This window comes from Massilia luteola (assembly GCF_034420155.1).
Taxonomy (GTDB): Bacteria; Pseudomonadota; Gammaproteobacteria; order Burkholderiales; family Burkholderiaceae_D; genus Telluria; species Telluria luteola.
The window spans coordinates 137,030-163,793 of the sequence record NZ_JAXOFN010000004.1 but is presented as its reverse complement, the minus strand read 5'-3'; the positions used below and the strand labels follow the sequence as shown (position 1 = coordinate 163,793).

Annotated in this window: 26 protein-coding genes; 21 read left to right on the top strand and 5 right to left on the bottom strand. The window is 66.5% G+C overall.

What is annotated here, in order from left to right; genetic code table 11:
• The first annotated feature begins 48 nt into the window (after window positions 1-48).
• The 5 genes from U9J41_RS07395 (at window position 49) to U9J41_RS07375 (ending at window position 6,580) form a co-directional block, all read left to right on the top strand.
• A complete protein-coding gene (locus U9J41_RS07395) occupies window positions 49-972 on the top strand; it encodes a TIGR03790 family protein (protein ID WP_322401460.1) in 924 nt (307 codons plus the stop codon).
• Between the two features lie 120 nt (window positions 973-1,092).
• Window positions 1,093-4,077: an ExeM/NucH family extracellular endonuclease gene (locus U9J41_RS07390; protein WP_322401458.1), complete on the top strand. Its 2,985-nt coding sequence runs from the start codon at window positions 1,093-1,095 to the stop codon at window positions 4,075-4,077.
• An 18-nt stretch (window positions 4,078-4,095) separates the two neighbouring features.
• Window positions 4,096-4,662, top strand: a complete 567-nt coding sequence (locus tag U9J41_RS07385; protein WP_322401456.1) for an NF038129 family PEP-CTERM protein — start codon at window positions 4,096-4,098, stop codon at window positions 4,660-4,662.
• 462 nt (window positions 4,663-5,124) lie between these two features.
• Window positions 5,125-5,823 (top strand): winged helix-turn-helix domain-containing protein, encoded by a 699-nt coding sequence (locus tag U9J41_RS07380; protein WP_322401454.1) that lies wholly within the window; start codon window positions 5,125-5,127, stop codon window positions 5,821-5,823.
• Between the two features lies 1 nt (window position 5,824).
• Complete coding sequence (locus U9J41_RS07375) at window positions 5,825-6,580, top strand: LuxR C-terminal-related transcriptional regulator (RefSeq protein WP_322401452.1); 756 nt, start codon at window positions 5,825-5,827, stop codon at window positions 6,578-6,580.
• Window positions 6,581-6,596: 16 nt separating this feature from the next.
• Here the strand turns inward: U9J41_RS07375 and U9J41_RS07370 are convergent, their stop codons facing one another.
• Window positions 6,597-6,863: a hypothetical protein gene (locus U9J41_RS07370; protein WP_322401450.1), complete on the bottom strand. Its 267-nt coding sequence runs from the start codon at window positions 6,861-6,863 to the stop codon at window positions 6,597-6,599.
• Window positions 6,864-7,356: 493 nt separating this feature from the next.
• Between U9J41_RS07370 and gspG the strand changes: the two genes are divergently transcribed.
• Genes gspG through U9J41_RS07315 form a run of 11 tightly spaced genes read left to right on the top strand, consistent with a single transcriptional unit; the run spans window position 7,357 to window position 16,880 of the window.
• Window positions 7,357-7,800 carry a type II secretion system major pseudopilin GspG gene (gene gspG, locus U9J41_RS07365; RefSeq protein ID WP_322401449.1) on the top strand — a complete coding sequence of 148 codons (444 nt, stop codon included), beginning with the start codon at window positions 7,357-7,359 and terminating at the stop codon, window positions 7,798-7,800.
• Between the two features lie 5 nt (window positions 7,801-7,805).
• Complete coding sequence (locus U9J41_RS07360; RefSeq protein ID WP_322401447.1) at window positions 7,806-8,993, top strand: type II secretion system F family protein; 1,188 nt, start codon at window positions 7,806-7,808, stop codon at window positions 8,991-8,993.
• The gene (locus U9J41_RS07355) at window positions 8,990-10,681 is read left to right on the top strand and encodes a GspE/PulE family protein (protein ID WP_322401445.1); all 1,692 of its coding nucleotides are present in this window, start codon (window positions 8,990-8,992) and stop codon (window positions 10,679-10,681) included. Before U9J41_RS07360 ends, U9J41_RS07355 begins: the two co-directional genes overlap by 4 nt.
• Window positions 10,674-11,495 carry a hypothetical protein gene (locus U9J41_RS07350; RefSeq protein ID WP_322401444.1) on the top strand — a complete coding sequence of 274 codons (822 nt, stop codon included), beginning with the start codon at window positions 10,674-10,676 and terminating at the stop codon, window positions 11,493-11,495. Before U9J41_RS07355 ends, U9J41_RS07350 begins: the two co-directional genes overlap by 8 nt.
• Window positions 11,492-12,043 carry a PilN domain-containing protein gene (locus tag U9J41_RS07345; protein ID WP_322401443.1) on the top strand — a complete coding sequence of 184 codons (552 nt, stop codon included), beginning with the start codon at window positions 11,492-11,494 and terminating at the stop codon, window positions 12,041-12,043. The genes U9J41_RS07350 and U9J41_RS07345 overlap by 4 nt, the downstream gene beginning before the upstream one ends.
• Window positions 12,040-12,627, top strand: a complete 588-nt coding sequence (locus U9J41_RS07340; RefSeq protein WP_322401442.1) for a hypothetical protein — start codon at window positions 12,040-12,042, stop codon at window positions 12,625-12,627. Before U9J41_RS07345 ends, U9J41_RS07340 begins: the two co-directional genes overlap by 4 nt.
• Window positions 12,624-13,214: a hypothetical protein gene (locus U9J41_RS07335; protein ID WP_425260112.1), complete on the top strand. Its 591-nt coding sequence runs from the start codon at window positions 12,624-12,626 to the stop codon at window positions 13,212-13,214. The genes U9J41_RS07340 and U9J41_RS07335 overlap by 4 nt, the downstream gene beginning before the upstream one ends.
• Window positions 13,211-15,298 carry a secretin N-terminal domain-containing protein gene (locus U9J41_RS07330; protein WP_322401440.1) on the top strand — a complete coding sequence of 696 codons (2,088 nt, stop codon included), beginning with the start codon at window positions 13,211-13,213 and terminating at the stop codon, window positions 15,296-15,298. Before U9J41_RS07335 ends, U9J41_RS07330 begins: the two co-directional genes overlap by 4 nt.
• Complete coding sequence (locus tag U9J41_RS07325) at window positions 15,295-15,774, top strand: type II secretion system protein (protein ID WP_322401438.1); 480 nt, start codon at window positions 15,295-15,297, stop codon at window positions 15,772-15,774. Before U9J41_RS07330 ends, U9J41_RS07325 begins: the two co-directional genes overlap by 4 nt.
• 10 nt (window positions 15,775-15,784) lie before the next feature.
• Complete coding sequence (locus U9J41_RS07320) at window positions 15,785-16,159, top strand: type II secretion system protein (protein ID WP_322401436.1); 375 nt, start codon at window positions 15,785-15,787, stop codon at window positions 16,157-16,159.
• Entirely contained in the window at window positions 16,146-16,880 is a 735-nt protein-coding gene (locus tag U9J41_RS07315) for a type II secretion system protein (RefSeq protein ID WP_322401433.1), read from the top strand. The genes U9J41_RS07320 and U9J41_RS07315 overlap by 14 nt, the downstream gene beginning before the upstream one ends.
• A 13-nt stretch (window positions 16,881-16,893) precedes the next feature.
• Here U9J41_RS07315 and murJ read toward each other — a convergent pair whose 3' ends face one another.
• Window positions 16,894-18,438 (bottom strand): murein biosynthesis integral membrane protein MurJ, encoded by a 1,545-nt coding sequence (murJ, locus tag U9J41_RS07310; RefSeq protein WP_322401432.1) that lies wholly within the window; start codon window positions 18,436-18,438, stop codon window positions 16,894-16,896.
• A gap of 199 nt (window positions 18,439-18,637) precedes the next feature.
• Here murJ and rpsT point away from each other — a divergent pair, with 199 nt between their 5' ends.
• Entirely contained in the window at window positions 18,638-18,904 is a 267-nt protein-coding gene (gene rpsT / locus U9J41_RS07305; RefSeq protein WP_056447379.1) for a 30S ribosomal protein S20, read from the top strand.
• 351 nt (window positions 18,905-19,255) lie between these two features.
• Here rpsT and U9J41_RS07300 read toward each other — a convergent pair whose 3' ends face one another.
• Window positions 19,256-19,459 (bottom strand): hypothetical protein, encoded by a 204-nt coding sequence (locus tag U9J41_RS07300; protein WP_322401430.1) that lies wholly within the window; start codon window positions 19,457-19,459, stop codon window positions 19,256-19,258.
• A 134-nt stretch (window positions 19,460-19,593) separates the two neighbouring features.
• A complete protein-coding gene (locus U9J41_RS07295) occupies window positions 19,594-20,160 on the bottom strand; it encodes a pseudouridine synthase (RefSeq protein ID WP_322401428.1) in 567 nt (188 codons plus the stop codon).
• Between the two features lie 143 nt (window positions 20,161-20,303).
• Here U9J41_RS07295 and icd point away from each other — a divergent pair, with 143 nt between their 5' ends.
• Window positions 20,304-21,557, top strand: coding sequence for an NADP-dependent isocitrate dehydrogenase (icd, locus tag U9J41_RS07290; protein ID WP_322401624.1), 1,254 nt, complete (start codon window positions 20,304-20,306; stop codon window positions 21,555-21,557).
• Between the two features lie 164 nt (window positions 21,558-21,721).
• Here icd and cspE read toward each other — a convergent pair whose 3' ends face one another.
• Window positions 21,722-21,925, bottom strand: coding sequence for a transcription antiterminator/RNA stability regulator CspE (gene cspE / locus U9J41_RS07285; RefSeq protein ID WP_036165387.1), 204 nt, complete (start codon window positions 21,923-21,925; stop codon window positions 21,722-21,724).
• Between the two features lie 326 nt (window positions 21,926-22,251).
• Here cspE and clpS point away from each other — a divergent pair, with 326 nt between their 5' ends.
• The 3 genes from clpS (at window position 22,252) to U9J41_RS07270 (ending at window position 26,663) form a co-directional block, all read left to right on the top strand.
• The gene (clpS, locus tag U9J41_RS07280; protein ID WP_027864722.1) at window positions 22,252-22,554 is read left to right on the top strand and encodes an ATP-dependent Clp protease adapter ClpS; all 303 of its coding nucleotides are present in this window, start codon (window positions 22,252-22,254) and stop codon (window positions 22,552-22,554) included.
• A complete protein-coding gene (gene clpA / locus U9J41_RS07275) occupies window positions 22,551-24,851 on the top strand; it encodes an ATP-dependent Clp protease ATP-binding subunit ClpA (protein ID WP_322401426.1) in 2,301 nt (766 codons plus the stop codon). Before clpS ends, clpA begins: the two co-directional genes overlap by 4 nt.
• A 180-nt stretch (window positions 24,852-25,031) precedes the next feature.
• Window positions 25,032-26,663: a methyl-accepting chemotaxis protein gene (locus U9J41_RS07270; protein WP_322401425.1), complete on the top strand. Its 1,632-nt coding sequence runs from the start codon at window positions 25,032-25,034 to the stop codon at window positions 26,661-26,663.
• Window positions 26,664-26,764: the final 101 nt, after the last annotated feature.

The following is a 26,764-nucleotide window of genomic DNA, read 5'->3' as shown; positions in this document are numbered from 1 at the left end:
CCGGCCCGCGCCCAATTCGTCGGCGAGTCCCGCCTCCGGCCGGATCAATTGGCCATCGTCATCAATGACGCCGAGCCGAACAGCGTCAGGATCGGCGCCTACTACCGCAAGCGGCGCGGCATTCCGGCGGCCAATGTCGTGCACGTACGCATTCCCGGCAAGCCGCACGAGATCAGCGCCGAGCGCTTCGCGGCGCTCAAGGACGAGATCGACGCGCACCTGGGCCCGAACGTGCAGGCCGTGCTGATGGTGTGGACGGCGCCGTACAAGGTCGAATGCAATTCGATCACGGGCGCGTACAGCCTCGGCTTCGATCCCGGCCAATGCGCGAAGACGTGCCTGCCGGGCCGCCCGAGCCCATACTTCAATTCCAGTTCCTCGCGTCCGTACACCGACCTGAACATCCGGATCTCGATGCTGTTGCCGACGGAATCCGTGGAGCGCGCGAAGGCCCTGATCGACCGCGGGGCCGGGGCCGGGTTCCGGATCGTGCCCGCCACCGCCTACTTCCTGACGACGTCGGAAAAGGCGCGGAATTCGCGCGCGGCCTTCTTCCCGCCGCCCGGCCGCATCGCGGCGCGCAGGCTGGTGACGAAACCCATGCAGGCCGACGTGCTGGAAGGCGCGAAGGACATCATGATCTACGAGACGGGCATGGCCGAGGTCGCCAAACTGGACACCCTCCGCTTCCTGCCCGGTGCGCTGGCCGACCACCTGACGTCGCTGGGCGGCGACCTCCTTGGCGGAGAGCAGATGAGCAGCCTGCGCTGGCTAGAAGCGGGCGCGACCGCGAGCTATGGCACGGTCAGCGAGCCCTGCAACCACTGGCAGAAATTCCCGAATCCGACCGTGCTGCTCAAGCATTATGTGCAGGGCGCCAGCGCGATCGAAGCCTACTGGAAGAGCGTCGCCTGGCCCATCCAGGGCCTGTTCATCGGCGAACCGCTGGCCGCGCCGTACCGCAAGCGTTGATCCATCCAGGAATTAGTCCGTTCGGACTAATCCGTGGTCATGACGTTGTCAATTTGCGCATTTAATATACATTTGTTAAGTGTTGCACTGACAGATCATTTCCTCATTCCAGGACACCCAATGAAACAACGCGCTCTCCATTTTCCAGGACGCATGACCGTGCTGGCGGCCCTGCTGGCCGGCCTGTCGGCACCCGTGTTCGCCGCGCCGGGCGGCGTCGTCATCAGCCAAGTCTACGGTGGCGGCGGCAATTCAGGCGCCACGTATAAAAACGACTTCATCGAGCTGCTGAACACGGGCGACACCGCCGTCACCCTGAACAACTGGAGCGTGCAATACGCGTCGAGCGCGGGCACGGCATGGCAGGTGACGAGGCTGCCGGCCAGCGTGACCCTGGCGGCCGGCCAGTACTACCTCGTGCACGAGGCCGCCGGGAGTGGCGGCACGGACGCGCTGACGCCGGACACGGCCGGCACCATCGCGATGAGCGCGTCGGCCGGCAAGGTCGCGCTCGTCAACACGACGGCGGCGCTGGCCGGCGCCAAGCCGGTCGACAACGTCGTCGATTTCGTCGGCTTCGGCACCGCCGCCAATTACTACGAAGGCTCCGGCCCGACGGCGCCGCCGTCGAACACGCTGGCCGTGCTGCGCAAGAACAGCGGCTGCCTGGACAGCAATGACAACAGCAGCGATTTCGTCACCGGCGCGGCAAGCCCGCGCACCACCGGCAGCGACCGCGTGTCGTGCAGCGGCGCGCCGCTGCCGCAGCCGATCGTGCTGGCGTGCCCGGGCAGCGTGGGCGTCGACGTGGGCGCCGGCACGACGGCCCCGCTGCAGGCGACCGACGCCGACAGCATCGTCAACAGCGCCGTCATCAGCAAGGGCGCCATCGCCGGGATCAGCCTGACGGGCTTCATGCCGGCCACTGCCGACAACCGCACGGCCAGCGCCAACCTCGTCGTCGACGCGAGCCTGCCGGCCGGCACGTATCCGGTCGAGATCACGTTCGCCAACGATGCCAGCCAGAGCGCCAGCTGCACCGTCAACGTGGCCGTCAGCGGCGTCGTCACGATCCCGCAGATCCAGGGCAGCGGCCTGACGAGCCCGTACGCGAACACCGTGCAGTCGACGACCGGCGTCATCACGAAGAAACTGGGCAGCGGCTTCTACATCCAGGACCCGCAGGGCGATGGCGACCCGACGACGTCGGACGCGATCTTCGTCTACGGCGCCGCCGCGGCCGCGAACGAGGGCGACCTCGTGCGCGTGACGGGCACCGTGACGGAATACGCGCCGAGCGGTTCCACGCGTTCGTACACGGAACTGAAGGACGTCAGCGCCGTGAGCGTCCTCGGCACCGGCAATACGATCGCCCCCGTCAACATCGACCTGCCGGCCGAACTGAGCCACTACGAAGGCATGCTCGTGCGCTTCGTGAACGCGCTGACCGTGAACGGCAACAGCTACCTGGGCGACCGCGGCGAACTGGTGCTGGCCAACGGCCGCCGCGAGACGCCGACGAACCGCTACCGCGCCGGCACGCCGGACGCGGCCGCGCTGATCGCCGCCAACGCGCAAAACATGGTGATCCTGGACGACGGCATCTTCACGGTGCCGGCGCACATCCCGTATCTCGCGGCCGACAAGACCGTGCGCGCGGGCGACACGGTGACGGACCTCGTCGGCGTGCTCGACTTCGGCGCCATCGGCGGCGGCGGCGGCTGGTACAAGCTGCAGCCGACGGACACGCCCGTGTTCAGCCGCACGAATGCGCGCGAGGATGCGCCGACGGTCGTGGCAGGCAACGTGCGCGTGGCCAGCGCCAACGTGCTGAACTTCTTCACCACGTTCACCGACGGCACCGACGCGTGGGGCCACACGGGGCAGGGCTGCACCATCGGCGCGACGACGTCGAAAAGCAATTGCCGCGGCGCCGACAACATGACCGAGTTCGTGCGCCAGCGCGACAAGATCGTCGATGAACTCAAGGCGATGAACGCCGACGCCGTCGGCCTGATGGAAATCCAGAACAACGGCGACATCACGGTGGGCTATCTCGTCGACGCGCTGAATCAGGCGATCGGCGCGCCGACGCCGACCTACGCGTATGTGGCGAAGCCCGCCGCGACGGGCACGGACGCGATCCGGGTGGCGATGATCTACAAGCCGGCCGTGTTGACGCCGGTGGGCGGCGCGCTGTCGGACGGCGACGACGTCAACAACCGCGCGCCGATCGCCCAGACCTTCAGGGTGAATGCGAACGGCGCCAAGTTCTCGCTGGTCGTCAACCACCTGAAATCGAAAGGCGGCTGCGGCGGCGCCGGTGCCGGCGACACGGACATCGGCGATGGCCAGGGCTGCTGGAACGCCACCCGCATCCAGCAGGCCAAGCGCTTGTTCAACTATTTCATCCCGACCGTCGTGGCGGCCGCGGGCGATCCGGACGTGCTGGCCGTGGGCGACTTCAACTCGTACGGCCATGAAGACCCGATCGCATTCCTGACGGATAACGGCATGGTCAACGAACTGGAGCGCTTCGTGCGTCCGAACGGCATCCCGTATTCCTACGTGTTCGACGGCCAGAGCGGCTACCTCGACCACGCGCTGGCCAGCGGCGCCCTCGACCCGCAGGTGGCCGGCGTGGCCGAGTGGCACAACAATGCGGACGAGCCGGACGCGATCGACTACAACCTGGGCGACACGGCCGACGATCCGTACGTGAACAATCCGTTCCGCGCGTCGGACCACGATCCGGTCGTCGTGAGCCTGAACCTGGCGCCGGCCTTTGCCGACGTGACGGGCAGCGTCAAGATCGTGGCGGGTGCGCTGGGCTACAACCGCGTCACCGGCAAGTTCACGGGCAGCGTGGCCTTCACGAACACGAGCGCCGCCGCGCTCGCCGGACCGCTGCAATACGTGCTGCAGGGCTTGCCGGCCGGCGTCACGCTCGACAACAAGAGCGGCGACTTCAACGGCGCACCGTATATGACCTTGCCGGGCGCGGCGCTGGCACCGGGCGCGACCGTAAAAGTGTCGCTGACCTTCACCAACCCGTCGAAAACGAACGTGACGTTCACGTCGACACTGTATTCCGGCACCTTTTGACATGACTGAGAGCGCTCCATGACCAACCTGAAAACTTTATTCTCACGCGCGCTGCTGGCGCTGTCCCTGCTGGCCGGGGCCGCGTCCGCCAGCCCGATCTACCACGTGGCCCTCGATACGGCCGGCACGGGCGGCGATGGCTATATGCAGATCGACTTCCTGCCGTTCGGCACCAGCGACGTGCTGACGGCGACGATCGGCAACCTCGACGGCGCATTCACCGGCACGCCCGATCTCGTCAACGTGACGCAGGCGGGCGGCACGCTCACGTTCAAGAGCGATGCGTTCTCGGAATTCTTCCAGTCGATCCTGCTCGGCGGCAAGTTCGGCTTCGACGTGATGTTCGGCGGCACGCCGTCCGATGCCGGCAGCACCGGCCTGACCGTCAGCCTGCTCGACAGCGCGGGCAATTACCTGTCGTCCGACCCGGCGGTCCAGATCAGCCTCGTGGCCGGCGAGCCGCCCGCCGTGGTGGCCGATCCCGCGTTCGCCACCGTGAACGCGGTGCCGGAACCGGCCGACTGGCTGCTCGTCGCCACCGGCCTGATCCTGCTGGGCGCGATGCGGCAACGCCGCCGCACGTAAGGCCGGCGCGATCAGCCCCGTCGATTCCGGCACTGCCGGAAGCGACTTTTCGGCAGTGCCGGACACGACTTTCGCGCAGGCGGGAACCCAATGCAACAACGCCGCTGCAATTAGGATCAGCGTCCTCCACCCGTCGTTCCCGCGCAGGCGGAACCCAATGCAACAACGCCGCTGCAATTAGGATCAGCGTCCTTAACCCGTCGTTCCCGCGCAGGCGGGAACCCAAGGCCGCGTGCGGTACTGCCGCGCAAACTTGGGCCCCCGCCTGCGCGGGGGCGACGGTGTGGTGACGCCGTGTCTCCCTTCCTCGCCGCGTCGCAGTTCGTCCCGCCGTTCGCCCGCAGCCCCCCTTTGCGGCGATTTATTCGCCAAACATATCAATTCCTAATCGAAATCATATTGTTCAGCTGACTTTGCTTCGTGCATATTCGAAGCTGTTGTCGCCGAGACAAGGATTTATCGATGAGCGCACACGTCCTCGTGGTCGATCCCGACCCCTTCGTTCGCCAGTTGCTGGAATTGAACCTGACCCGTGCCGGCTACGACGTCGGCCTGTGTCCCGACGCCGAGTCGGCCCTCGCCGCGATCGATGGGCGCGTACCCGACATGCTGCTGCTGGAGTGGGACCTGCCCGGCCAATCGGGCGAAGCGCTGATCCGGCGCCTGCACCCGCAGGCGCGCACGCACGCGATGACGATCATCATGGTGTCCGCGCGGGCAGGGGAGCACGACAAGATCCTGGCCCTGGAATCCGGCGCCGACGACTATCTGACCAAGCCTTTCAACCCACGCGAACTGCTCGCGCGCATGCAGGCCGTGCTGCGCCGGCGCGCGCCGCATGTGTCGATCGACGCCGTGCAGATGGCCGGCCTGCACCTCGATCCGGACACGCAGCGCGTCGTGGCCGGGACGCGCCAGGTGACGCTGGGGCCCGTCGAGTTCCGTTTACTAAACTTCCTGATGCACCATCCCGAGCGGGTGCATACGCGGTCGCAACTGCTGGACAAGGTCTGGGGCCGCCACGCCGTGCTCGACGAGCGCACCGTCGACGCCCACGTGGGCCGGCTGCGCCACGCGCTGCAGCCGAGCGGGCACCAGGAGCACATCGAGACGGTGCGCGGCACCGGCTACCGCTTCGTCGCCTGGCACGGCGCGGCCTGACGTGGAACCCGTCGTCATCCTCGATCGCCAGGAGCAGGAATACCTGCTGTGCGCCATCGAATCCGGCGTGCGCGTGTCCAGCCCGCGCCAGTTCTTCCTGTGGACGCAGGGTCAGGTGCAGGCGCTGCTGCCCCATCAGGTGCTGGTGTGTGTGCAACTCGGCCAGGGCGGCGCGTTGGCCCGGCTGGAATGCGTGCACGGCACGGTGCTGGCCCCGGCCGCGCATCTGGCGTTGACGGACCCACGCGGCGGCCTGGCGCTGCGCATTGCGCGCCACTGCGCGCAGGGCGGACGGTTGCCGGCGCTGGCCGATTTCGGCGCGGCCGTGGGCCAGCCGCTGGAAGGGTTCCGCGACGAGACGATGAGGATGGGATTCGACAGCGTGCTCGTGCACGGCACGGGGCCGACGAGCGCGGGCGGCAGCGTATTCTTGCTGTTCGGCCTGCCGCTACGGCCGACTGCGCGCCACGCTTATTTCCTGGAACTGCTGCTGCCGCACCTGCACCTGGCGCTGGGCCGCCTGCCGGCATCGCATGTGCCTGCGGGCGGGGCGCCGGCGCGTCGGTTGAGCGCGCGCGAGGCCGAGATCGTCGGCTGGCTGCGGGCGGGGAAGAGCAACGACGAGATGGGACGGCTGCTGGGGATCAGCGCGCTGACCGTCAAGAACCATTTGCAGCGCATCTACCGCACGCTCGGCGTCAGCAACCGGGCGCATGCGCTGGCGCGCTGCATGGATTTAGGGCTGCTGGAGGCGTGATCCTGCGGCCGCGGGATCAGGACTGCGGTGCGTCGGCCGCGGCGCGGCGCATGGCTTCGTAACGGTAGGCTTCGGCGTTCGCATCGATGATGCGCAGGCCCTTGCAACCATCGGCCGCGCAGTCCGGTGCGGGCGAGTTGGCCGTGGCGACCTGGGCGGCGTTGCCGGTCTCGATCATGGCGGCGGTCTGGGTCGGCTGGTCGATCTGGGCGCCACTGCCGCAGGCGGCGAGGAGGGCGGCGAGGCTGAGGCCGAGAGCGGTACGGAGAGCGAAGTTTTTCATGATTGCGGGCAATGTTGCGGTCATCGATGCGCCACTGTAGCGTCCGTTTTTCCGCAATTCAACATTTTTTTTGTTATTTTCGTGCAAATATTATGCTTTTGAAATATTCTTGTGTGGAAATAAGCGAAGATAAGCGATGATGCGGAGAAATATCCCAGCGGAAACTTTAAATGCAAATGAGAAAGGAGTCGCACAAAAGCGACGCAGATCTTTCTTCAATTGACGGGAAACCCACAAAGGATTTCACACAGTCAACGGCTTATGCTAGGCGATCCGTCATCTCCATCCCCCGAAGTAGGGAACGAACATCCCGACGCTGTTCCGGCAAGCGGAACCCGGTTAGAATTTTGCGAGCAAGGAATCTGTTTGCGGTGCTTCGACCGACGGTCGTCCCCCCGGAATGGCGAGCGATCCATAAATGATTTGTCGCGATGACGGGGCCATGGTAGCCTTCACACAAGGCTTTACATTAGAGCAATAAGGAGTCGGTTGGATGTATCGTGTGCAGAACCAGGACACCGCCGCGCGGGTCCGCCAGGCCGGTTTTACCCTGCTTGAACTTTTGGTAGTTATCGTTATCATCGGTTTGCTTGCGGCCTATGTCGGGCCGAAGTATTTCGCGCAACTGGGCAAGTCCGAGGTCACCGTCGCCAAGGCCCAGGTCGAAGCGTTCGAAAAATCGCTGGACACCTTCCGGCTCGACGTGGGGCGCTATCCGACGACGGAGGAGGGCCTGAACGCATTGCTGACGGCCCCGCCCGCGGCAAGCGCCAAGTGGAACGGCCCGTACCTGAAGAAAAGCGTCCCGCTCGACCCCTGGGGCCATGCCTACCAGTACCGTGCGCCCGGCAGCAAGGGCGAGTACGAGATCCTCTCGCTCGGCAAGGACGGCCAGCCGGGCGGTGAAGGCGAGAACGCCGACATCACCTCCCAGTAAGCCTCATGCAGTTCGCGGTACGCACCCTAGCACCCGACATGCACATCGCCAGCGTGCTCGTCGACGCCCCGGATGAGGCGGATGCGCGCCGCCAGGTCGAGGCGCGCGGCCTGTTCGTCAGCGCCATCGAACCCGTGCACGCGCCGCTGCTGCGCCGCCAGCGCGGCGGCAAGCTGTCGCTCGTGCTGTTCAGCCAGGAGTTGCTGGCCCTGCTGACGGCGGGCCTGGGCATCGTCGAAGGCCTCGAAGCGCTGCTGGAAAAGGAAGCCAGTCCCGCCACGCGCGGCGTGCTGGAACGCCTGCTCGCCGGCCTGCGCGAAGGCAAGCGCCTGTCCGCCGTGATGGCCGCGCAGCCGGCGCTGTTTCCGCCGCTGTACGTGGGCATCGTGCGGGCGGCGGAAGGTACGAGCGACCTGCCGCGCGCGCTCGAACGCTTTATCGAATACCAGCAGCGCATCGACACCGTGCGCGCCAAGGTCGTCAGCGCCTCCATCTATCCGGCGATCCTGCTGCTCGTGGGCGGCGGCGTGTCGATCTTCCTGATGTCGTACGTCGTGCCGCGCTTCGCCGAGGTGTACCAGGGCGCGGGCCGCAGCCTGCCGTGGATGTCGCGCATGATGCTCGACTGGGGCCAGTTCGCGGGCCGCCATGCGGCCGGACTGCTGATCGGCTTCGTGGCCACCGTCGCGGGCGCCACGGTGGCGATCCGCCGCGCGTTGAAGCGTGGCGGGGTCGCGCGCCTGCTGGCGAAACTGCCCGGCATCGGCGAGCGCGCCCGCATCTACGAACTCTCGCGCCTGTACCTCACGCTGGGCATGCTGAACGAAGGCGGCATCACGCTCGTCAACGCCATCGACACCGTGCAGGGCATGGTGTCGCCCGGCGTGGCCGCCGGCCTGCGCGCGGCACGCGCCGCGATCGAGGCGGGGCGGCCGCTGTCGGACGCGTTCGAGGCCAACGGCCTGACGACGCCGATCTCGCTGCGCATGCTGCGCGTGGGCGAGCGCACGGGCGCGATGGGCACGATGCTCACGCGCTCGGCCGCGTTCTACGACGGCGAGATCGGACGCTGGATCGACCGCTTCACGCGCACGTTCGAACCGCTGCTGATGGCGGCGATCGGCCTCGTCGTCGGCGCCATCGTCGTGCTGCTGTACATGCCGATCTTCGACCTGGCCGGAGACATGTCGTGAACGCGCCGCACATCGCCCTCGACGCTGCGCTGCTGGCCCGCGCGCGCGCGCAGAGCCGGCAATCGCGCCGTTCGCTCGTCGAGGAACTGCAGGGCCTGTGCGGCCTGGAACCGCGCGAGATCGTGGGCCTGCTGGCCGTGCCGTTCGGCCTCGAGGTCATGGAAACGCCGGAGATGTTCGGCCAGCAGCCCGCGTTCGACCTGCTGCCGCTGGCGCAGGCGCTGGCGCGCCACTGTGTGCTGCTCCGCGCCGACGACAAGCGTCTGACGGGCGTGATCGCCGATCCGTTCGACCTCGATCTGCAGACGTGGCTGCAGGCGCAGGCCGGCGCGACGGCGGCGGCGCCGCTGTACCTGCGGCTCGCGCTGCAATCCGACATTCAGGCCTATCTCGGCAAGCACGAGGAGTCCGCGCGCGCCGTCGACACGCTCGTCGGCGACAGCGGCGAGGGCCGCCGCGACGGCAAGAGCGCCACGGTGCTGTCGTTCGCGTCGGTGTCGGAGGCGGCGAGCCCCGCCGTCAAGCTCGTGAACTCGACCCTGTACGACGCCTTGAAAGCCGGCGCCTCCGACATCCACCTGGAGAGCACGGCAGGCGGCCTCGCCGTCAAGTACCGCGTCGACGGCGTGCTCGATCACGCGACCTCGGTCGGCGGCATCGAGCTGGCGGAGCACATCATCTCGCGCCTGAAAGTGCTGGCGGAACTGGACATCGCCGAGCGCCGCATCCCGCAGGACGGCAGCTTCCGCGTGGAGTCGGCCGGGCGCGACATCGACCTGCGCGTGTCGATCATGCCCAGCATCCACGGCGAGGACGCCGTCATCCGTATCCTCGACAAGCGCGCGATGATCGAGGCCTACGGCTCGCTGACGCTGGAAGCGCTGGGCTTCGACGCACCGTCGCTGGTCACCCTGCGCGCGCTCGCGCAGGAGGCCTACGGCATGCTGCTGGTGACGGGGCCGACCGGCTCCGGCAAGACGACGACCTTGTACGCGGCGCTGACGGAGATCCACAACGGCCGCGAAAAGATCATCACGATCGAGGACCCCGTCGAATACCAGCTGCCCGGCATCCTGCAAATCCCCGTCAACGAAAAGAAGGGCCTGTCGTTCGCGAAGGGCCTGCGCTCGATCCTGCGCCACGATCCGGACAAGATCATGGTCGGCGAGATCCGCGACCGCGAGACGGCGGAGATCGCGGTGCAGTCGGCGCTGACGGGCCACCTCGTGCTGACGACCGTCCACGCCAACAACGTGTTCGACGTGTTCGGGCGCTTCACGCACATGGGGATCGATCCGTACGCGTTCGTGTCGGCGCTGAACGGCATTTGGGCGCAGCGTCTGATCCGCATGAACTGCCCGCGCTGCGCCGTGCAGTACACGCCGTCCGACGACGAACTGGCGTCCGCCCACCTGGCGCGCGCCGACGTGGCGGACTATGTCTTCATGCGCGGCCAGGGCTGCGGCGACTGCCGCGGCACGGGCTACAAGGGGCGCCGCTCGATCGCCGAGATCCTCACCCTGAACGACGAGATCCGCGAGCTGATCGTCGACAAGCAGCCGATCCGCCGCATCAAGGCGGCGGCCGCCGCCAACGGCACGCGCAGCCTGCGCCTCGCGGCGCTGGATCTCGTCAAGCGCGGCGCCACGACGATCGAGGAAATCCGGAGGGTCACGCTGCATGCTTAGTTCGTTCAAGTCCGGCTTCGGCCAATCCCTGCGCATCGGGATCGCCCCGGACGCGCTGGCGCTCGTGCGCACCAGCATCTGGCCGCACGAGCGCGCGCGCCTGCTGGGCCAGGTCGCGGCGACGGGGGCCGATCCCGTGTCGCTCGGCGCGGCCCTCGGCATGCTGCTGGGCGAGCATGACGTGGCCGGCCTGCCGGCGACGGTGGTGCTGTCCGACGACCTCGTGCGCCTGTGGCAGGTGATGCCGCCGGACGGCGCGGCGCGCCAGGCCGACCTGGTAGCGGCGGCCGCGCTGCGCTACCAGGCGCTGTTCGGCGCGGGCCTTGGCGGCTGGACCATCAGCGCCGACTGGGACGCCGCGCGCCCGTTCCTCGCGGCCGCGCTGCCGCTGGCGCTGCTCGAACAGCTGACGGCGGCGGCATCCAGCCAGCGTTTCAAGCTCGTCGAGATCGTGCCGCAGTTCGTCGCCGCGATGAACCAGCACCGCCGCGTGCGCCGCGCCGGCGCGTGGTTCGGCGTGGTGCACGGCGGCGTGCTGTCCGTGGCTGCGTTCGACGGCGACCTGCTCGCCGCGGTGCGCACGGCCCCGATTCCGGCCGGCGCCGACCGCGACTGGCTCGAAGGCCACGTGGCGCGCGAGGCGCTGCGCGTGGGCCTGTCGCGGCCGGAACGCCTGCAGATCTGCGGTCCGGCGCCGACGGGCTGGGCGAGCAGCGCGGGACGGTTGAAATTCGCCTGCACGCTGTTCGAGGACGAGACCGATCCGCTGTGGCCCGATTGCGCGCGGCTCGCGCTGACGGGGAGGGCGCCATGAAGAAAGTCCGCATCGATTTCGCGCCGCCGAGCCTCGCCCGCACCTGGTATCGCGCGCCGCGCGGGACGTGGAGCCTGTTGGTCGCGGCATGCGCGCTCGCGGGGCCGCTGGCCAGCACGGTCGCGCAGTACCGCGCCCTGCAGCGCGCGGAGGCGCAACGTACGGCGCAGGTGGCCGAGGCGCGGGCACGCGCGGTCGCGCGCGCGCCCGTGGCCGCGCCCATGCGCACGGTGCCGCCTGCGCAGGCCGGCGCCGTGAACGCGTCCGTGCAGCAGCTGAACCTGCCGTGGCGCGGCCTGCACGACGCGGTCCAGGCGGCGACGCCCGCCAACATCGCCTTGCTGGCGCTGGAGCCGGACGCGAAAAAGAGCACCGTGCGCATCACGGCGGAAGCGAAGAGCAGCGACGACATGATCGCCTACGTCGAGCAGCTGGAACGCATCGAGTGGTTCACCACCGTGCTGCTGGCGCGCCACGAGATCAACGAGCAGGACCCGAACCGGCCGATCCGCTTCCAGGTCGATGCCCAGTGGAGGGCCGCCCAATGAAGACGACGTTCGCCTCGCCCATGCTGCAACTGCGCCTCGTGCTGCTGCGCGCGAACCCGATCGTGCTGGCGGCCGCGATCGCGCTGGCCGTCATGGCGGGCGGGCTCGCGTGGACGCTGAACGCCGTGTGGGCGATGGAACGCGCGCACGAAGCGTACGCCGCGCAGGCGAAGCAGAAAGCGCAAGCCGCGCGAGTACCGCAACCCGCGCCCGCGCCGGCACCCGCGCCGGTACAAGCCCCGGACAACCTCGCCGCGTTCTACGGCGCGCTGGGCGACCGCCACGGCGCCGAGCAGCAGGTCAAGACGCTGTTCGCCCTCGCCGCCAAGTCCGGCCTCGTGCTGCGCCAGGGCGAGTACAAGCCGGGCTACGACCGCAACGCGCACGTCTACACGTACCAGGTGAACCTGCCGGTGAAAGGCAGCTACCAGGCGATCTGGCAGTTCGCGATGGCGGCGCTGCGCGCGATCCCGTTCGCCTCGCTCGACGAGATCGCGTTCCACCGCGACGCCATCGGCGACGCGACGGTGGAAGCGCGCCTGCGCCTGACGCTGTACCTGCGCGACGGGACGCCGCAGCCATGAAGGCGGGCCGGATCAAGCCGCGCCACGCGATCCTCGGGCTGGCCCTCGCCGGCGCGGGCCTGTTGGCCGCGTTCGGCGACAAGGCGCCGGCCGGCGGCATCGCCGAACCATGGGTGCGTCCCGCGCGGCCGGCGCCCGTGCGCACGGCGACCGTACGGGCGCCCGCCGCGGCGCCGGGCGCGAAGGCCGGCGATGCGGGCGAAGCGCAAGCGATCCTAGCGCTGGTGCCGCGCGATACGCTGATCGGCGACGGCGACACCGCGTTCGGCCAGGGGCGGAACGGCGCCGGTCCGTTCTCGCACCAGGACTGGACGCCGCCGCCACCGCCACCGCAACCGGCGCCGCCGCCCCCACCGCCGCCGCCGCCCACCGCGCCGCCGCTGCCTTTTACCTTCATCGGCAAGTCCGTCGGCGACGGCGCCTGGGAGGTCTACCTGGCGCGCGGCGCACGCACCTACATCGTGCGCGACAAGGGCGCCGTGATCGACGGGACGTACCGCGTCGACTCGATCGCCCCGCCGGTCCTGACCCTGACCTACCTGCCGCTGAACCAGGTTCAGCAGCTCAATATTGGAGTATTCGATTGATCGCTCGCCCAATTCCGGCCCGCCGCCTGCTCCCGGTGCTGCTCGCCCTCCTGTTGTCCGGCTGCGCGGCGCAAATGGCTTACCGCGAAGGCAACGAGCTCGTGGCCCAGGACAAGGTCGAGGCGGGGCTGTCGAAATACCGCGAAGCGCTGATCGCGGATCCGGACAACGTCGTCTACAAGGCCGCCTTCCTGCGCGCGCGCGACGCCGCGACGAACCGCCTGCTGCCCCAGGCCGACCACGAACTGGCCGACGGCAAGCCGGAACTGGCCGTGGCCGACTACGAGCGGGTGCTCGCGATCGATCCGCTCAACGAGCGCGCGCGGGCCGGCCTGCGCCAGGTCGAGGCGGACCATCGCCACGGCGTGTTGATGGGCGAAGCGCGCGCGGCGCTGGAGCGCAAGGACTACGACACGGCGAAGACCAAGCTCACCGCCATCCTCACCGAGCGCCCGACCCATGAAGCGGCGCGCCGGCTGCTGGCCGAGGTGAACGAGAAGATCGCCGCCAACTCGCCCGAGGCCGCGCTGGCGGCCGTGTTCCGCACGCCGATCAACCTCGAATTCCACGACGCGCCCCTCAAGCAGATCTTCGAAGTCATCGCGCGCCACTCCGGCCTCAACTTCCTGTTCGACAAGGACGTCAAGACGGACCAGCGCGCGTCCATCTTCCTCAAGAACAGCACGGTGGAAGCGGCCATCTACTACCTCCTGATGACCAACCAGCTGGAGCGGCAGGTCATGGACGGCAACACGATCCTGATCTACCCGAACATCGCGGCCAAGCAGAAGGAATACCAGGAGATGACGGTCAAGACCTTCTACCTGGCCAATACCGACGCCAAGACGATCGGCAACACGCTCAAGACGATCCTGAAAGCGCGCGACGTGGTGGTGGACGAGAAGCTCAACCTCGTGATCCTGCGCGACACCCCGGAAGCGGTGAAGCTGGCGTCGCAGCTGGTGGCGCTGCAGGACGTGCCGGAGGCCGAGGTGATGCTGGACGTCGAGGTGCTGGAAGTGCAGCGCAACCGCCTGCTCGACCTCGGCGTCGACTGGCCCACGAGCCTCGCGTTCGCGCCGCTGCAGTCGGCGACGGGCAGCCCGATCACGATCGACGAGCTGCACCATTTGAACAGCCAGACGATCGGCGTGACGGGCGTCACCGGCTCCATCACCGCGAGCAAGACGGACGGCGATTCCGAAACGCTGGCCGCGCCCCGCATCCGCGTGCGCAACAAGGAAAAGGCCAAGGTCGTCATCGGCGACAAGCTGCCGACCATCACGACGACGATTTCGTCGGGCGTGGGCGGCTTCGCGTCGGAGTCGGTGAACTATGTCGACGTCGGCCTGAAGCTGGACGTCGAACCGACGATCTACCTGAACAACGAGGTCGGCATCCGCATCTCGCTCGAAGTCAGCAACCTCGTCGACACGGTCACGACGAAGGGCGGCACGACGGCCTACCGCATCGGCACGCGCTCGGCGTCCACGATGCTGCAGCTGAAGGATGGCGAGAACCAGGTGCTGGCCGGCCTGATCAAGAACGAGGACCGGTCGAGCAGCACCAAGCTGCCTGGCCTCGGCGACTTTCCGATCCTGGGCCGCCTGTTCGGCAGCCAGCAGGACACCCGCAACAAGACCGAGGTCGTGCTGTCGATCACGCCGCACCTGATCCGCAACCTGCAGCGCCCGCCGGCGTCCAGTTCCGAATTCAGCGCCGGCACGGAGGCCAGCTTCCGGCGCCGCCCCGACACGAGCGTGCGCACGCCGGTGCAGCTGCCGGCCCAGGGCACGCGGGCGTTGCCGGGCGTGCCAGTGCGCGCGCCGGTGCCGGCACCGGCCGCGCAACCGCCTGCGCAGCCGCCCGCGGCCGCGAACGGGCAGGGCGGGATGGTACCGGCCAGCAGCGTCGGCGGCACTGCCACCTTGCCGTCCGCACCGGCATCGGTGGCGCCGTCGGAACTGCCGGCCGCGCCGCCGATCCAGATCACGCCGCTGGCGCCGCCGGAAGTCACGCCGATGCCTCAGCCGCCCACCAACCGCGTGCCGGCAGCGCAGGCCGCGTTCCCGAACCAGAAATGAACGCCCGGCGCCCGCGCGGCTTCACGCTGATCGAGCTGCTCGTCACGCTGGCGATCCTGGCCGTGCTCGGGACGCTCCTCGTGCCGACCGCCCAGGTCGTGCTGCAGCGCCGCCACGAACAGGCGCTGCGCGGCGCGCTGCGCGAGATCCGCGGCGCCCTCGACGCCTACAAGAAGGCGGGCGACGAGGGCCGCGTCGCACGCGCGGCCGGCGCCACCGGGTATCCGCCGAAACTGGAGATGCTGGTCGAGGGCGTGCCCGACCTGAAGAGCCCGAAGAAAGCCAAGATCTATTTTCTGCGCCGCCTGCCGCGCGATCCGTTCAATGGCGACGCCGACCTGAAGGATGCCGAGACCTGGGGCAAGCGCAGCTACGCCAGCGAGCCGGACGAGCCGAAGGAAGGGGACGACGTGTACGACGTCTACTCGACCTCGGGCAAGGTCGGGCTGAACGGCATCCCCTACAACCGCTGGTGAGCGCATGGACATGACACACAGACGTGGCTTCACCCTGATCGAACTGCTGGTGGTGCTGGGCATCGTGGCGCTGCTGCTGACGCTCGCGGTGCCGCGCTTCTTCCCCAAGGTCGACAGCGCCAAGGAGACCATCCTGGCCGAGAACCTGCGCAACACGCGCGCCGTGATCGACCAGTTCCATGAAGACACCGGACGCTATCCGGAATCGCTGCAGCAGCTCGTCGAGAAAAAATACCTGCCGGCGCTGCCGTTCGATCCCATCGCCGACAGCGACTCGGCCTGGATCGTCGTCCCGCCGGAAGAGGGCGACAAGGGCGGCGTCTACAACATCCGCAGCGGCGCGCCGGGCGCGGGGCGCAACGGCACGCCGTATGCGGAGTGGTAAAGCGCCCCGGCGCGAGGGGGGCTTCACCTACCTCGGCCTCGTGATCCTCGTGACCGTGATCGGCCTCGTGGGCGCGGCCACGTTGAAGGTCGACTCGCTGCTGCGCCGGGCACAGGCCGAGGACGACCTGCTGGAGACGGGCGCCGCGTTCAGCGAAGCGCTGCGCACGTACGCCGAGGCGACGCCCAAGGGCCAGCTGCCGCAGCCGCCGTCGCTGCAGGAATTGTTGAAGGACCCGCGCTTTCCCGGCGTGCGCCGGCACCTGCGCAAGATCTACATCGACCCGATGACGGGCAAGGCCGAGTGGGGCATCGTGTGGGCCAATCCCGGCGAGCGGCGGGGCGTACTGGCCGTGTACAGCCTGTCGAAGGCGAAGCCGCTGAAAGTGGCGCATTTCGACGCGCGCTTTTCCGGCTTCGAGAACAAGCGGCATATCTCGGACTGGAAATTCGTGGCGACCGGGCAGGGGCTCGTGCAGGGGCAGGTGCTGGCACAAGGCAAGCCGCAGGCGCAGGGCCAGCCGTCGCTGTTCCAGGCGCCGCCCGCGGGCGCGCCGCAAGAACAACCGTCGCTGTTTCCCGGACGGGGCGCGACGGAGTCGGACACCGCGCGGCCGGACGACAGTCCGGCGCCCGCGCCGTCCGAGCCCGCCGTGACCGCGCCGGCACCGGCCGAGAAAGACAGCGAGTCCGCGCCATCCGCCGCGGACGACGGCCGCTAGGCGAACCGGCCCGTCACTTGGCGCGGCGCATGAACTGGCGCGGGCGGAAGCCCAGCGCCAGCAGCGCGGCGAAATACACGCTCGCGCTGGCGCCGATGATGAGGAACAGCGCGCCGATGCGCAGCACGGCGTGCGCGCGCAGCGCGGCCCAGTCGAGCTGCGCCTGGCTGAACCACGCCACGGCGCCCATCAGCGCGACGGCCACGACGACCTTCAGGAAGAACGGCAGCCAGCCGGCATGCGGCACGTAGATGGCGCGCCGGCGCAGGCCCGTGAACAGGAAGGTCGCGTTGATGCAGGCGCCCAGGCCGATCGACAGCGCGAGTCCCGCCACGCCGAGCACCGGCACGAACACCATGTTCATCAGCTGTGTGGCAATGAGCACGCCGACGGCGATCTTCACCGGCGTGCGGATATCCTGGCGCGCGTAGAAGGCCGGGGCGAGGATCTTGACGAGGATGATGCCGAGCAGGCCGGCCGCATAGGCCATCAGCGGCGCCGTGGCGGCGGTGACGGCGTGGGCGTTGAAGGCGCCGTAGTTGAACAGCGTGGCGATCAGCGGCTCGGCCAGCGTGGCCAGGCCGACGGCCGCCGGCAGCGCGAGCAGGAACGTGAGGCGCAGGCCCCAGTCGAGCAGGGCGGAGTATTCGACGGTGTCGCCGTCGGCGTTCGCCTTCGACAGGCTGGGCAGCAGCACCGTGCCCAGCGCCACGCCGAGCATGCCGGTGGGGAATTCCATCAACCGGTCCGCGTACTGCAGCACGGAGACGCTGCCGGCGCCCAGGCGCGACGCGATGTTCGTGTTGATGAGCAGGCTGATCTGGGCGGCCGACACCGCGAACACGGCCGGGCCCATCTTCTTGAGGATGCGGCGCACGCCGGGATCGGCCAGGCCGGCGAGGGGATTGAACGACAGGCGCGGCAGCATGCCGATGCGCTGCAGGGCCGGAACCTGGATGCCGACCTGCAGGACGCCGCCCACCATCACGGCCACGGCCATCGAATAGACGGGCACCTCGAAGTACTTCACCATGAACAGCGAAAAGAAGATCGACGACAGGTTCCACAGCACGGGCGTGAACGCGGGAATCTTGAATTCGCGCCAGGTATTCAGCACGGCGCCGGCCAGCACGACGAACGACATGCACAGGATGTACGGGAACATGAGGCGGGTCATCACGACGCCCGCGTCGAAGGCTGGGCCCTTGAGGCCACTGGCGATGACGTACAGGACGACGGGCGCGCCGATGATGCCGATGATGCTGGTCGCCAGCGTCGCCCACACGAGGGTATTGGCCACGTGGTCGACGAGGGTGCGGGTGGCGGCGTCGCCTTTCTGGCTCTTGTACTCGGCCAGGATCGGCACGAAGGCTTGCGAGAACGCCCCCTCGCCGAACAGGCGGCGCAGCAGGTTGGGCAGGCGGAAGGCGATGTTGAAGGCGTCGGTGTAGTCGCTGGCGCCGAACGCACGGGCAAACAGGGAATCGCGGAGCAGGCCGGTGATACGGGACAGCATCGTCATGCTCGAGATGGCTGCCAGGGTCTTGAGTAGGTTCATAGCCCTCGATTATAGCTGGGCTAGTGCTTCCAGAACCCTTTGCGCTGACGAAATGCGAACGAGGATTTGCCCTGCGATGAAACCTTCGCTATAATCGAGGGCTGTATTGAATTCTGTTAGCAGACACTCGTTTGGCAGGCACTGGAATGGGCCGGTTTGAATGTTTGCAAACGCAACTTGACCCCGATTAGGAAATTCCATGGCAAATACCGCACAGGCACGCAAGCGCGCTCGTCAAGCAGTCAAGCAAAACGCACACAACTCGGCCCAGCGCTCGACCCTGCGTACCGCAATCAAGGCCGTCCGCAAGGCCATCCAGGCTGGCGACAAAGCTGCTGCCTCGCAGATCTTCCAGCAATCCGTGTCGACCATCGACAGCATCGCTGACAAGAAAATCATCCACAAGAACAAGGCCGCTCGCCACAAGAGCCGCCTGGCTGCCGCCCTCAAGGCCCTGTCGGCTTAATACACCGACGGCAACGCACGCGCGGCCGCAAGCCGCGTGTCAGCGTGGATGGAAAACCCGCCCGACGCATGTCCGGCGGGTTTTTTGTTGCCTGAAACCGGGGTCAGAGCCTAATGCCGTTAAGTTAAGCGTGATTTCAGCCAGTTTAAGACCGGTAAGGTCCGCGCGAAGCCCTTGAAAAGGCCACACACATGTTAGTCGGAGCGGTCTTTTGGGCCTTAACTTAACGGCATTAGGGTCAGAGCCCGGTTTTTGGCTATGTCGCAAAGGCAATTCTCGGTTTCAGGCAATAAAAAAGCAGCCTGGACGGCTGCTTCTTGGCAGGCCGGAGCCTGCTGGATGTCGAGAAGCTTATTTGGTTGCCGGGGCGGCAGCGTCGGCGGCAGCGGCTTTCTTGGCTTTCTTGTGGTGCTTCTTCATTTTCTTCGCAGGAGCGGCAGGCTGCTCGGCGGCGGCCGATGCGGCCGGAGCGGCTGCGGCCGGTGCCGGCGCTTGGGCGGCGAAAGCGGAAACGGCGAACAGGGAAGCAACCAGGCCAGCGATCAGTTTGGACATTTCGGGTTCCTTTAAAGAAGAAGGTGATCCACAACGGTGAATCTGTTCCCTTAACGATGCCCGAGAGTTGCCGGTTGACAGGCTTTTGTCGCGATTACATTAACTTTTAGAAAGGTTGATTTTCCTCAAACCCGTCAACCCTTGCCGCCCACGGCCGCCGCCGGCACTTCCATCCATTCGCCGGGCATCAGCGGATGCGTCGCCAGCGAAAACGGCCCGATGCTCGAGCGCACGAGGCGCAGCGTGGGCAGGCCGACGGCGGCCGTCATGCGCCGCACCTGCCGGTTCTTGCCTTCCTCGAGCGTGATGGCGACCCAGCTGGTCGGCTTGTCCTGGCGCACGCGGATGGGCGGGTTGCGCGGCCACAGCCAGTCCGGCGCCGCGATCAGGCTCGCGCGGCACGGCTTCGTCGTGAAGTCGCCCAGGTCGATGGGGGCCTGCAGGCGATCGAGGCTGGCGCGGTCGGCGACGCCCTCCAGTTGCACGAGATACGTCTTCGCTTCCTTGTGGTCAGGGTGGGCGATCTGGTGCTGCAGGCGGCCGTCGTCCGTGAGCAGCATCAGGCCTTCGCTGTCGGCGTCGAGGCGGCCGGCGGGATAGATGTTCGGGATGGACAGGTAGTCGGCGAGGGTCTTGCGCTCGTCCTCGCGCGAGAACTGGCACAGGACCTGGAAGGGTTTATTGAACAGGATGAGGGACATGAAGAATGGATTTGGTGCATAATGTTGTGCCAGTGTTGCGTCTTAGACAAGACCGACGACGATATCACTATTCTAATGGAGATCGCGGACCTGGCGGGCTGACGCCGCCTTCGCGACCCGCCGCGCCCACTTCGGAGAACATGATGCTTCAACATATCAAAGTACCTACCGATGGTCAAAAGATCACTGTCAACCCGGACTTCACGCTGACGGTTCCCGACCAGCCGGTCATTCCCTATATCGAAGGCGACGGCACCGGCGTCGACATCACGCCCGTGATGCTCAAGGTCGTCGACGCGGCCGTGGCCAAGGCCTACGGCGGCCGGCGCAAGATCGCATGGATGGAAGTGTTCGCTGGCGAGAAGTCGACGCAGGTCTATGGCCCGGACGTGTGGCTGCCGCCCGAGACGCTGGACGTCGTGCGCGAGTACGTCGTGTCGATCAAGGGCCCGTTGACGACGCCCGTCGGCGGCGGCATCCGCTCGCTGAACGTCGCGCTGCGCCAGGAACTCGACCTGTACGTCTGCCTGCGCCCCGTGCGTTATTTCACCGGCGTGCCGTCGCCGCTGCGCGAGCCGCACAAGACCAATATGGTGATCTTCCGCGAGAACTCGGAAGACATCTACGCCGGCATCGAATGGGCGGCCGGGTCGCCCGAGGCGAAGAAGGTCATCGAGTTCCTGACCCGCGAGATGGGCGTGCGCAAGATCCGTTTCCCGGAGACGTCCGCGATCGGCATCAAGCCGGTGTCGCGCGAAGGCACGGAGCGCCTCGTGCGCAAGGCGCTCCAGTACGCGATCGACAACGACAAGCCGTCCGTGACCATTGTCCACAAGGGCAACATCATGAAGTACACGGAAGGCGGATTCCGCGACTGGGCGTATGCGCTGGCGCAACGCGAATTCGGCGCCGAGCTGATCGACGGCGGTCCGTGGTCCAAGTTCAAGAACCCGCGCACGGGCAAGGACATCGTCGTCAAGGATTCGATCGCGGACGCGTTCCTGCAGCAGATCCTGCTGCGCCCGGCCGAGTACAGCGTGATCGCCACCTTGAACCTGAACGGCGACTATGTCTCGGACGCGCTGGCGGCGCAGGTCGGCGGCATCGGCATCGCGCCGGGCGCGAACATGTCCGATTCGGTCGCCATGTTCGAAGCGACGCACGGCACCGCGCCCAAGTATGCGGGCAAGGACTACGTGAACCCGGGTTCGCTGATCCTGTCGGCCGAAATGATGCTGCGCCACATGGGATGGACCGAGGCTGCCGACCTCATCATCAGTTCGATGGAAAAGGCGATTGCGTCGAAGCGCGTCACCTACGACTTCGCGCGCCTGATGGAGGGCGCCACCCAGGTGTCGTGTTCGGGCTTCGGCGAGGTCATGATCGAGAATATGTAGGCAGTTTGATTGACGCACATCAAGCCCCGTTCATACGGGGCTTTGTTTTTTCTACTAATATATATAGAGAGTGCGATGCTGGGAGGCGTGCGAGGCGGGCGTCTTTTGTGCATTGCGCCATAAAAAAACCCCGCCGTAGCGGGGCTTTCTGCTTCCGAGGGTGCTTACGCGCCGACGATGTTGGAAGCTTGCTTGCCTTTCGGGCCTTGCGTGACTTCGAATTGGACTTTTTGACCTTCTTTGAGGGTCTTAAAACCGTTCATATTGATCGCGGAGAAATGTGCGAACAAATCTTCGCCGCCGTCATCAGGGGTGATGAAGCCAAAACCTTTGGAATCATTGAACCACTTAACAGTACCTGTTGCCATAAAATAACCTTCGATTAAAAACAAATCACACGAGCCATAAAAGCAAGAAGCTTCTTGCCCCCTCCTCAGCCTGCTCACTTCTTATCAACAAGTACATAAGTACATGTCAATAACTGCATTGTTGGTGCAATAATCTTGTAAGTCAAGCGGTTTTGAACACGCGTTGTAAAAATTTACATAGTGGCTAAAAATCAAGCTCTTGATTTTCGCCATGGAACCGCCATCTGTGCACCAACTGGAAAACGCGTAAGATGGAAAGCAAATGGGAATACCCTGAGCGTTAGTTTCCGCACACACGAAGATCGAAAGCAATTTAGAATACCCCTATGGCAACCAAGCACGATACCGAACAGCTGCTGGAGCGGCAGACAGTCAAGCCACCTCCCTTGTATCAGGTGGCGTTGCTCAATGACGACTACACGCCGATGGAGTTCGTGGTCGCCATCATCCAGGAGTACTTCAACAAGGATCGCGAGACGGCGACGCAGATCATGCTTTCTGTACACCGCCATGGCAAAGGCGTGTGCGGCGTGTTTTCCAAAGATATAGCGTGTACCAAAGTGGAGTTTGTATTAACGCATGCGCGCAAGGCAGGTCATCCCCTGCAGTGCGTGATGGAGGAAGTATGATTGCGCAGGAACTTGAAGTATCACTACACATGGCCTTTGTCGAAGCGCGGCAGGCTCGGCACGAGTTCATCACGGTCGAACACCTGCTGCTGGCGCTGCTCGACAACCCGTCGGCCGCTGAAGTCCTGCGTGCGTGCGCGGTCAATATCGAAGACCTGCGTAAGACCTTGACGAATTTCATCGGCGACAACACTCCGACGGTGCCTGGCACCGGCGAAGTCGATACCCAACCGACGCTGGGCTTCCAGCGCGTGATCCAGCGCGCGATCATGCACGTCCAGTCGGCGTCGAACGGCAAGAAGGAAGTCACGGGCGCGAACGTGCTCGTGGCGATCTTCGGCGAGAAGGACTCGCACGCCGTTTACTACCTGCACCAGCAGGGCGTGACCCGCCTCGACGTGGTCAATTTCATCTCGCACGGCGTGCGCAAGGACCAGCAGATCGACAGCCAGAAGGCGTCGGAAGGCGTGGAAGAAGCGCAGGTCGAAGGCCAGGCCAAGGAAAGTCCTCTGGATCAGTTCACCCAGAACTTGAACAAGGCTGCCGCCGACGGTCGCATCGACCCGCTGATCGGGCGCGAGGAAGAAGTGGAGCGCGTGATCCAGATCCTGTGCCGCCGCCGCAAGAACAATCCGCTGCTCGTGGGCGAGGCCGGCGTCGGCAAGACCGCGATCGCGGAAGGGCTGGCATGGCGCATCGTCCAGGAAGACGTGCCCGAGATCCTGCAGAATGCCGTCGTGTATTCGCTGGACATGGGCGCGCTGCTGGCCGGCACCAAGTACCGCGGCGACTTCGAGCAACGCCTGAAAGCAGTGTTGAAGCAGCTCAAGGACACGCCGAACGGCATCCTGTTCATCGACGAGATCCACACGATCATCGGCGCCGGCTCGGCGTCGGGCGGCACGCTCGACGCGTCGAACCTGCTCAAGCCGGCCCTGGCGAACGGCCAGCTGAAGTGCATCGGCGCGACCACGTTCACGGAATTCCGCGGCGTGTTCGAGAAAGATCATGCATTGAGCCGCCGCTTCCAGAAAGTGGACGTGAACGAGCCGTCGGTCGAGCAGACCGTGCAGATCCTGCGCGGCCTCAAGTCGCGCTTCGAAGAGCACCACGGCGTGAAGTATTCGGCGTCGGCGCTGTCGACCGCGGCCGAGCTCGCTGCGCGCTTCATCAACGACCGCCACCTGCCCGACAAGGCGATCGACGTGATCGACGAAGCGGGTGCGGCCCAGCGCGTGCTGCCGAAGTCGAAGCAGAAAAAGACCATCGGCAAGACCGAGATCGAGGACATCATCGCGAAGATCGCGCGGATTCCGCCGCAGACCGTCAACCAGGACGACCGCAGCAAGCTGCAGACCATCGACCGCGACCTGCGCAACGTCGTGTTCGGGCAAGACCCGGCCATCGATGCGCTGGCGTCCGCGATCAAGATGGCCCGTGCCGGCCTCGGCAAGCAGGACAAGCCGATCGGTTCGTTCCTGTTCTCCGGTCCGACCGGCGTCGGCAAGACGGAAGTCGCGAAGCAGCTGGCGTTCATCCTCGGCATCGAACTGGTGCGGTTCGACATGTCGGAATACATGGAGCGTCACGCCGTGTCGCGCCTGATCGGTGCGCCGCCGGGCTACGTCGGCTTCGACCAGGGCGGCCTGCTGACCGAGGCCATCACCAAGAAGCCGCATGCCGTGCTGCTGCTGGACGAGATCGAGAAGGCCCACCCGGACATCTTCAACATCCTGCTGCAGGTGATGGACCATGGCACCTTGACCGACAATAACGGCCGCAAGGCGGACTTCCGTAACGTGATCATCATAATGACCACGAATGCGGGCGCCGAAAGCCTGACCAAGCGTTCGGTGGGCTTCGTGGATTCGAAGGCGGCAGGCGACGAGATGGCCGACATCAAGCGCATGTTCACGCCGGAGTTCCGCAACCGCCTGGATGCGATCATCAGCTTCCGCGCGCTGGACGAGGACATCATCCTGCGCGTCGTGGACAAGTTCCTGATGCAGCTGGAAGAGCAGCTGCACGAGAAGAAGGTCGAAGCCATCTTCACCGAGAAACTGCGCAAGTTCCTCTCGAAGAAAGGGTTCGATCCGCAGATGGGCGCCCGTCCGATGTCGCGCCTGATCCAGGACATGATCCGCAAGGCGCTGGCCGACGAGCTGCTGTTCGGCCGTCTCGTGAACGGCGGCCGCGTCACGGTCGACCTGAACGAGAAGGACGACGTGTTCCTCGAGTTCCCCGAAGGCGACGTCCCGCCGCCGCCGGAGCCGGTCGAGACCGTCGAAATCGAATAAGCGATCCCGGTCGCTGCAACGAAAGCCCGCCTCGTGCGGGCTTTTTTTTCGTCCCGGACCAGGGCGCGCGCGCTGTCATTCGCATGTCACAAAAGAATGCGTGCGTGTCACATATATTCATTTTGATGTCATATGGCATTTCTATAATCGGTCGCATCCCTCCCTCCCGGACATTGCCCCATGCGACTCGCGCACCTCCAGACCGGCACCAAGATCATCGGCGCCTTTGCCGTGGTGTCTCTTGCCATCGTCATCATTTCCTTCGTCGCGCTGTGGCGCATGCAGGCGGCCGACGCCATCACGAACGATCTCGTCAACGATAAGCTGGCCCGCCAGCAGCTGACGGCGGCGTTGCTGGGCGTGACGCGCCTGAACGGCGTGCGCGCCGTTGCGATTGCCCGCAGCGACAGCCTGGAAGCCGCCGATTATTTCCAGGGCCTGCTCGCGCGGGGCGACAAGAACGCGGCCGCGCTGGAAGCGACACTGGGTGCGCTGCCGGCCGCCCGGGATGAGCGCGTGCTGATCGACGGCGTCGCGCAGCGCAAGGCCGCCTATCTGAAAGTGCGCGAGCAGGTGTTCCAGGCCAAGGATCTCGGCAAGACGCAGGAAGTCGAACAGATGGCGGCCGGCGACCTGGCGGCGACGTTCGACGCCTACACGCACGCCCTCGACGCGCTGCTGGCCTGGCAAACGCGCGAGGCGCACGCGATGGCGGCGACGTCCGCGCAAGCCTTCGCGCTCAGCCGCGTGCTGCTGCCGGCGTTCGGCGCGGCCGCGCTGCTGATCGGTTGCGCGGCCGGCTGGCTGCTCACGCGCAGCATCGTCGCGCCGCTGCAGGATGCCGTCGTGCTCGCCGAGCGCGTCGCCAAGGGCGACCTGTCGGCCACCATCGCGCACGACCGCGGCGACGAGATCGGCCGCCTGTTCGACGCGCTGAACCATATGACGGGCGGCGTGTCGGCCACCGTCGTGAAGGTGCTCGACAGTGCACGGATGATCGACGACGCATCGGCCGGCATCGCGGCCGGCAACCGCGACCTGTCGCAGCGGACGGAAGCCCAGGCGCGCAGCCTGCACGCCACGGTACAGGCCATGTCCGACCTGACCGAGGCCGTGGAGCAGAACCACGTCAACGCGCACGACGCCAACGAGCTCGCGCTGGCCGCATCCGGCGTGGCGCGGCAGGGTGCCGGCGCCGTCGAGCAGATGGTCGAGCGCATGGAGACGATCCGCCAGTCGGCCGCGCGCATCGGCGACATCACGGCGATGATCGACGGTATCGCGTTCCAGACGAATATCCTCGCGCTGAACGCGGCCGTCGAAGCGGCCCGCGCCGGCACGGAAGGCCGCGGCTTCGCCGTGGTGGCGGCCGAGGTGCGCAACCTGGCCCAGCATTCGGCGGCGGCGGCGAAAGAGATCAAGCACCTGATCGGCGAATCGACGGGCGCCATCGAATCCGGCGCCGGCATCGCCAGCGCGTCGGGCGGCACGATGCGCGAGATCCTCGACCGTGTGCAGCAGGTGGCCGACCTGCTGCATGCGATCGACGGCGCCAGCTCGGAGCAGGCGGCCGGCATCGCCCGGGTGCGCGGCGTCATCGCCGACATGGACGAGGCGACCCAGCAGAATGCGGCCATGGTCGAACAGGCCGCCGCCGCCGCGGCGACGCTGCGCGCGCAGGCGGAGGGGTTGACCGAGGTCGTGGCCACGTTCCGCGTGCGCAGCGAGGAAGTGGGGCGCCACGTGCCGGTCGTGGAAGACGAGGACGCGCAAGGCCGCGGGCTGGCATTGCCGGCACCGGCGTACGCCTGAGTCGCCGGCGCCATCGTATGCCGACGTAGCGGCGTGATTGTATGCCTGAGTGGCCGCAGCCATCCTTACCGCCGTTCCCGCGCAGGCGGGAACCCAAGTAT

What these genes read in the sequence shown, in the direction of transcription:
- U9J41_RS07390 (WP_322401458.1), top strand. Translation starts at nt 1,093, where the DNA reads ATGAAACAACGCGCTCTCCATTTTCCAGGACGCATGACCGTGCTGGCG.
- U9J41_RS07385 (WP_322401456.1), top strand. Translation starts at nt 4,096, where the DNA reads ATGACCAACCTGAAAACTTTATTCTCACGCGCGCTGCTGGCGCTGTCC.
- U9J41_RS07380 (WP_322401454.1), top strand. Translation starts at nt 5,125, where the DNA reads ATGAGCGCACACGTCCTCGTGGTCGATCCCGACCCCTTCGTTCGCCAG.
- U9J41_RS07370 (WP_322401450.1), bottom strand. Translation starts at nt 6,863, where the DNA reads ATGAAAAACTTCGCTCTCCGTACCGCTCTCGGCCTCAGCCTCGCCGCC.
- gspG (WP_322401449.1), top strand. Translation starts at nt 7,357, where the DNA reads ATGTATCGTGTGCAGAACCAGGACACCGCCGCGCGGGTCCGCCAGGCC.
- U9J41_RS07360 (WP_322401447.1), top strand. Translation starts at nt 7,806, where the DNA reads ATGCAGTTCGCGGTACGCACCCTAGCACCCGACATGCACATCGCCAGC.
- U9J41_RS07350 (WP_322401444.1), top strand. Translation starts at nt 10,674, where the DNA reads ATGCTTAGTTCGTTCAAGTCCGGCTTCGGCCAATCCCTGCGCATCGGG.
- U9J41_RS07345 (WP_322401443.1), top strand. Translation starts at nt 11,492, where the DNA reads ATGAAGAAAGTCCGCATCGATTTCGCGCCGCCGAGCCTCGCCCGCACC.
- U9J41_RS07340 (WP_322401442.1), top strand. Translation starts at nt 12,040, where the DNA reads ATGAAGACGACGTTCGCCTCGCCCATGCTGCAACTGCGCCTCGTGCTG.
- U9J41_RS07335 (WP_425260112.1), top strand. Translation starts at nt 12,624, where the DNA reads ATGAAGGCGGGCCGGATCAAGCCGCGCCACGCGATCCTCGGGCTGGCC.
- U9J41_RS07325 (WP_322401438.1), top strand. Translation starts at nt 15,295, where the DNA reads ATGAACGCCCGGCGCCCGCGCGGCTTCACGCTGATCGAGCTGCTCGTC.
- U9J41_RS07320 (WP_322401436.1), top strand. Translation starts at nt 15,785, where the DNA reads ATGACACACAGACGTGGCTTCACCCTGATCGAACTGCTGGTGGTGCTG.
- U9J41_RS07315 (WP_322401433.1), top strand. Translation starts at nt 16,146, where the DNA reads ATGCGGAGTGGTAAAGCGCCCCGGCGCGAGGGGGGCTTCACCTACCTC.
- murJ (WP_322401432.1), bottom strand. Translation starts at nt 18,438, where the DNA reads ATGAACCTACTCAAGACCCTGGCAGCCATCTCGAGCATGACGATGCTG.
- rpsT (WP_056447379.1), top strand. Translation starts at nt 18,638, where the DNA reads ATGGCAAATACCGCACAGGCACGCAAGCGCGCTCGTCAAGCAGTCAAG.
- U9J41_RS07300 (WP_322401430.1), bottom strand. Translation starts at nt 19,459, where the DNA reads ATGTCCAAACTGATCGCTGGCCTGGTTGCTTCCCTGTTCGCCGTTTCC.
- U9J41_RS07295 (WP_322401428.1), bottom strand. Translation starts at nt 20,160, where the DNA reads ATGTCCCTCATCCTGTTCAATAAACCCTTCCAGGTCCTGTGCCAGTTC.
- icd (WP_322401624.1), top strand. Translation starts at nt 20,304, where the DNA reads ATGCTTCAACATATCAAAGTACCTACCGATGGTCAAAAGATCACTGTC.
- cspE (WP_036165387.1), bottom strand. Translation starts at nt 21,925, where the DNA reads ATGGCAACAGGTACTGTTAAGTGGTTCAATGATTCCAAAGGTTTTGGC.
- clpS (WP_027864722.1), top strand. Translation starts at nt 22,252, where the DNA reads ATGGCAACCAAGCACGATACCGAACAGCTGCTGGAGCGGCAGACAGTC.
- clpA (WP_322401426.1), top strand. Translation starts at nt 22,551, where the DNA reads ATGATTGCGCAGGAACTTGAAGTATCACTACACATGGCCTTTGTCGAA.
- U9J41_RS07270 (WP_322401425.1), top strand. Translation starts at nt 25,032, where the DNA reads ATGCGACTCGCGCACCTCCAGACCGGCACCAAGATCATCGGCGCCTTT.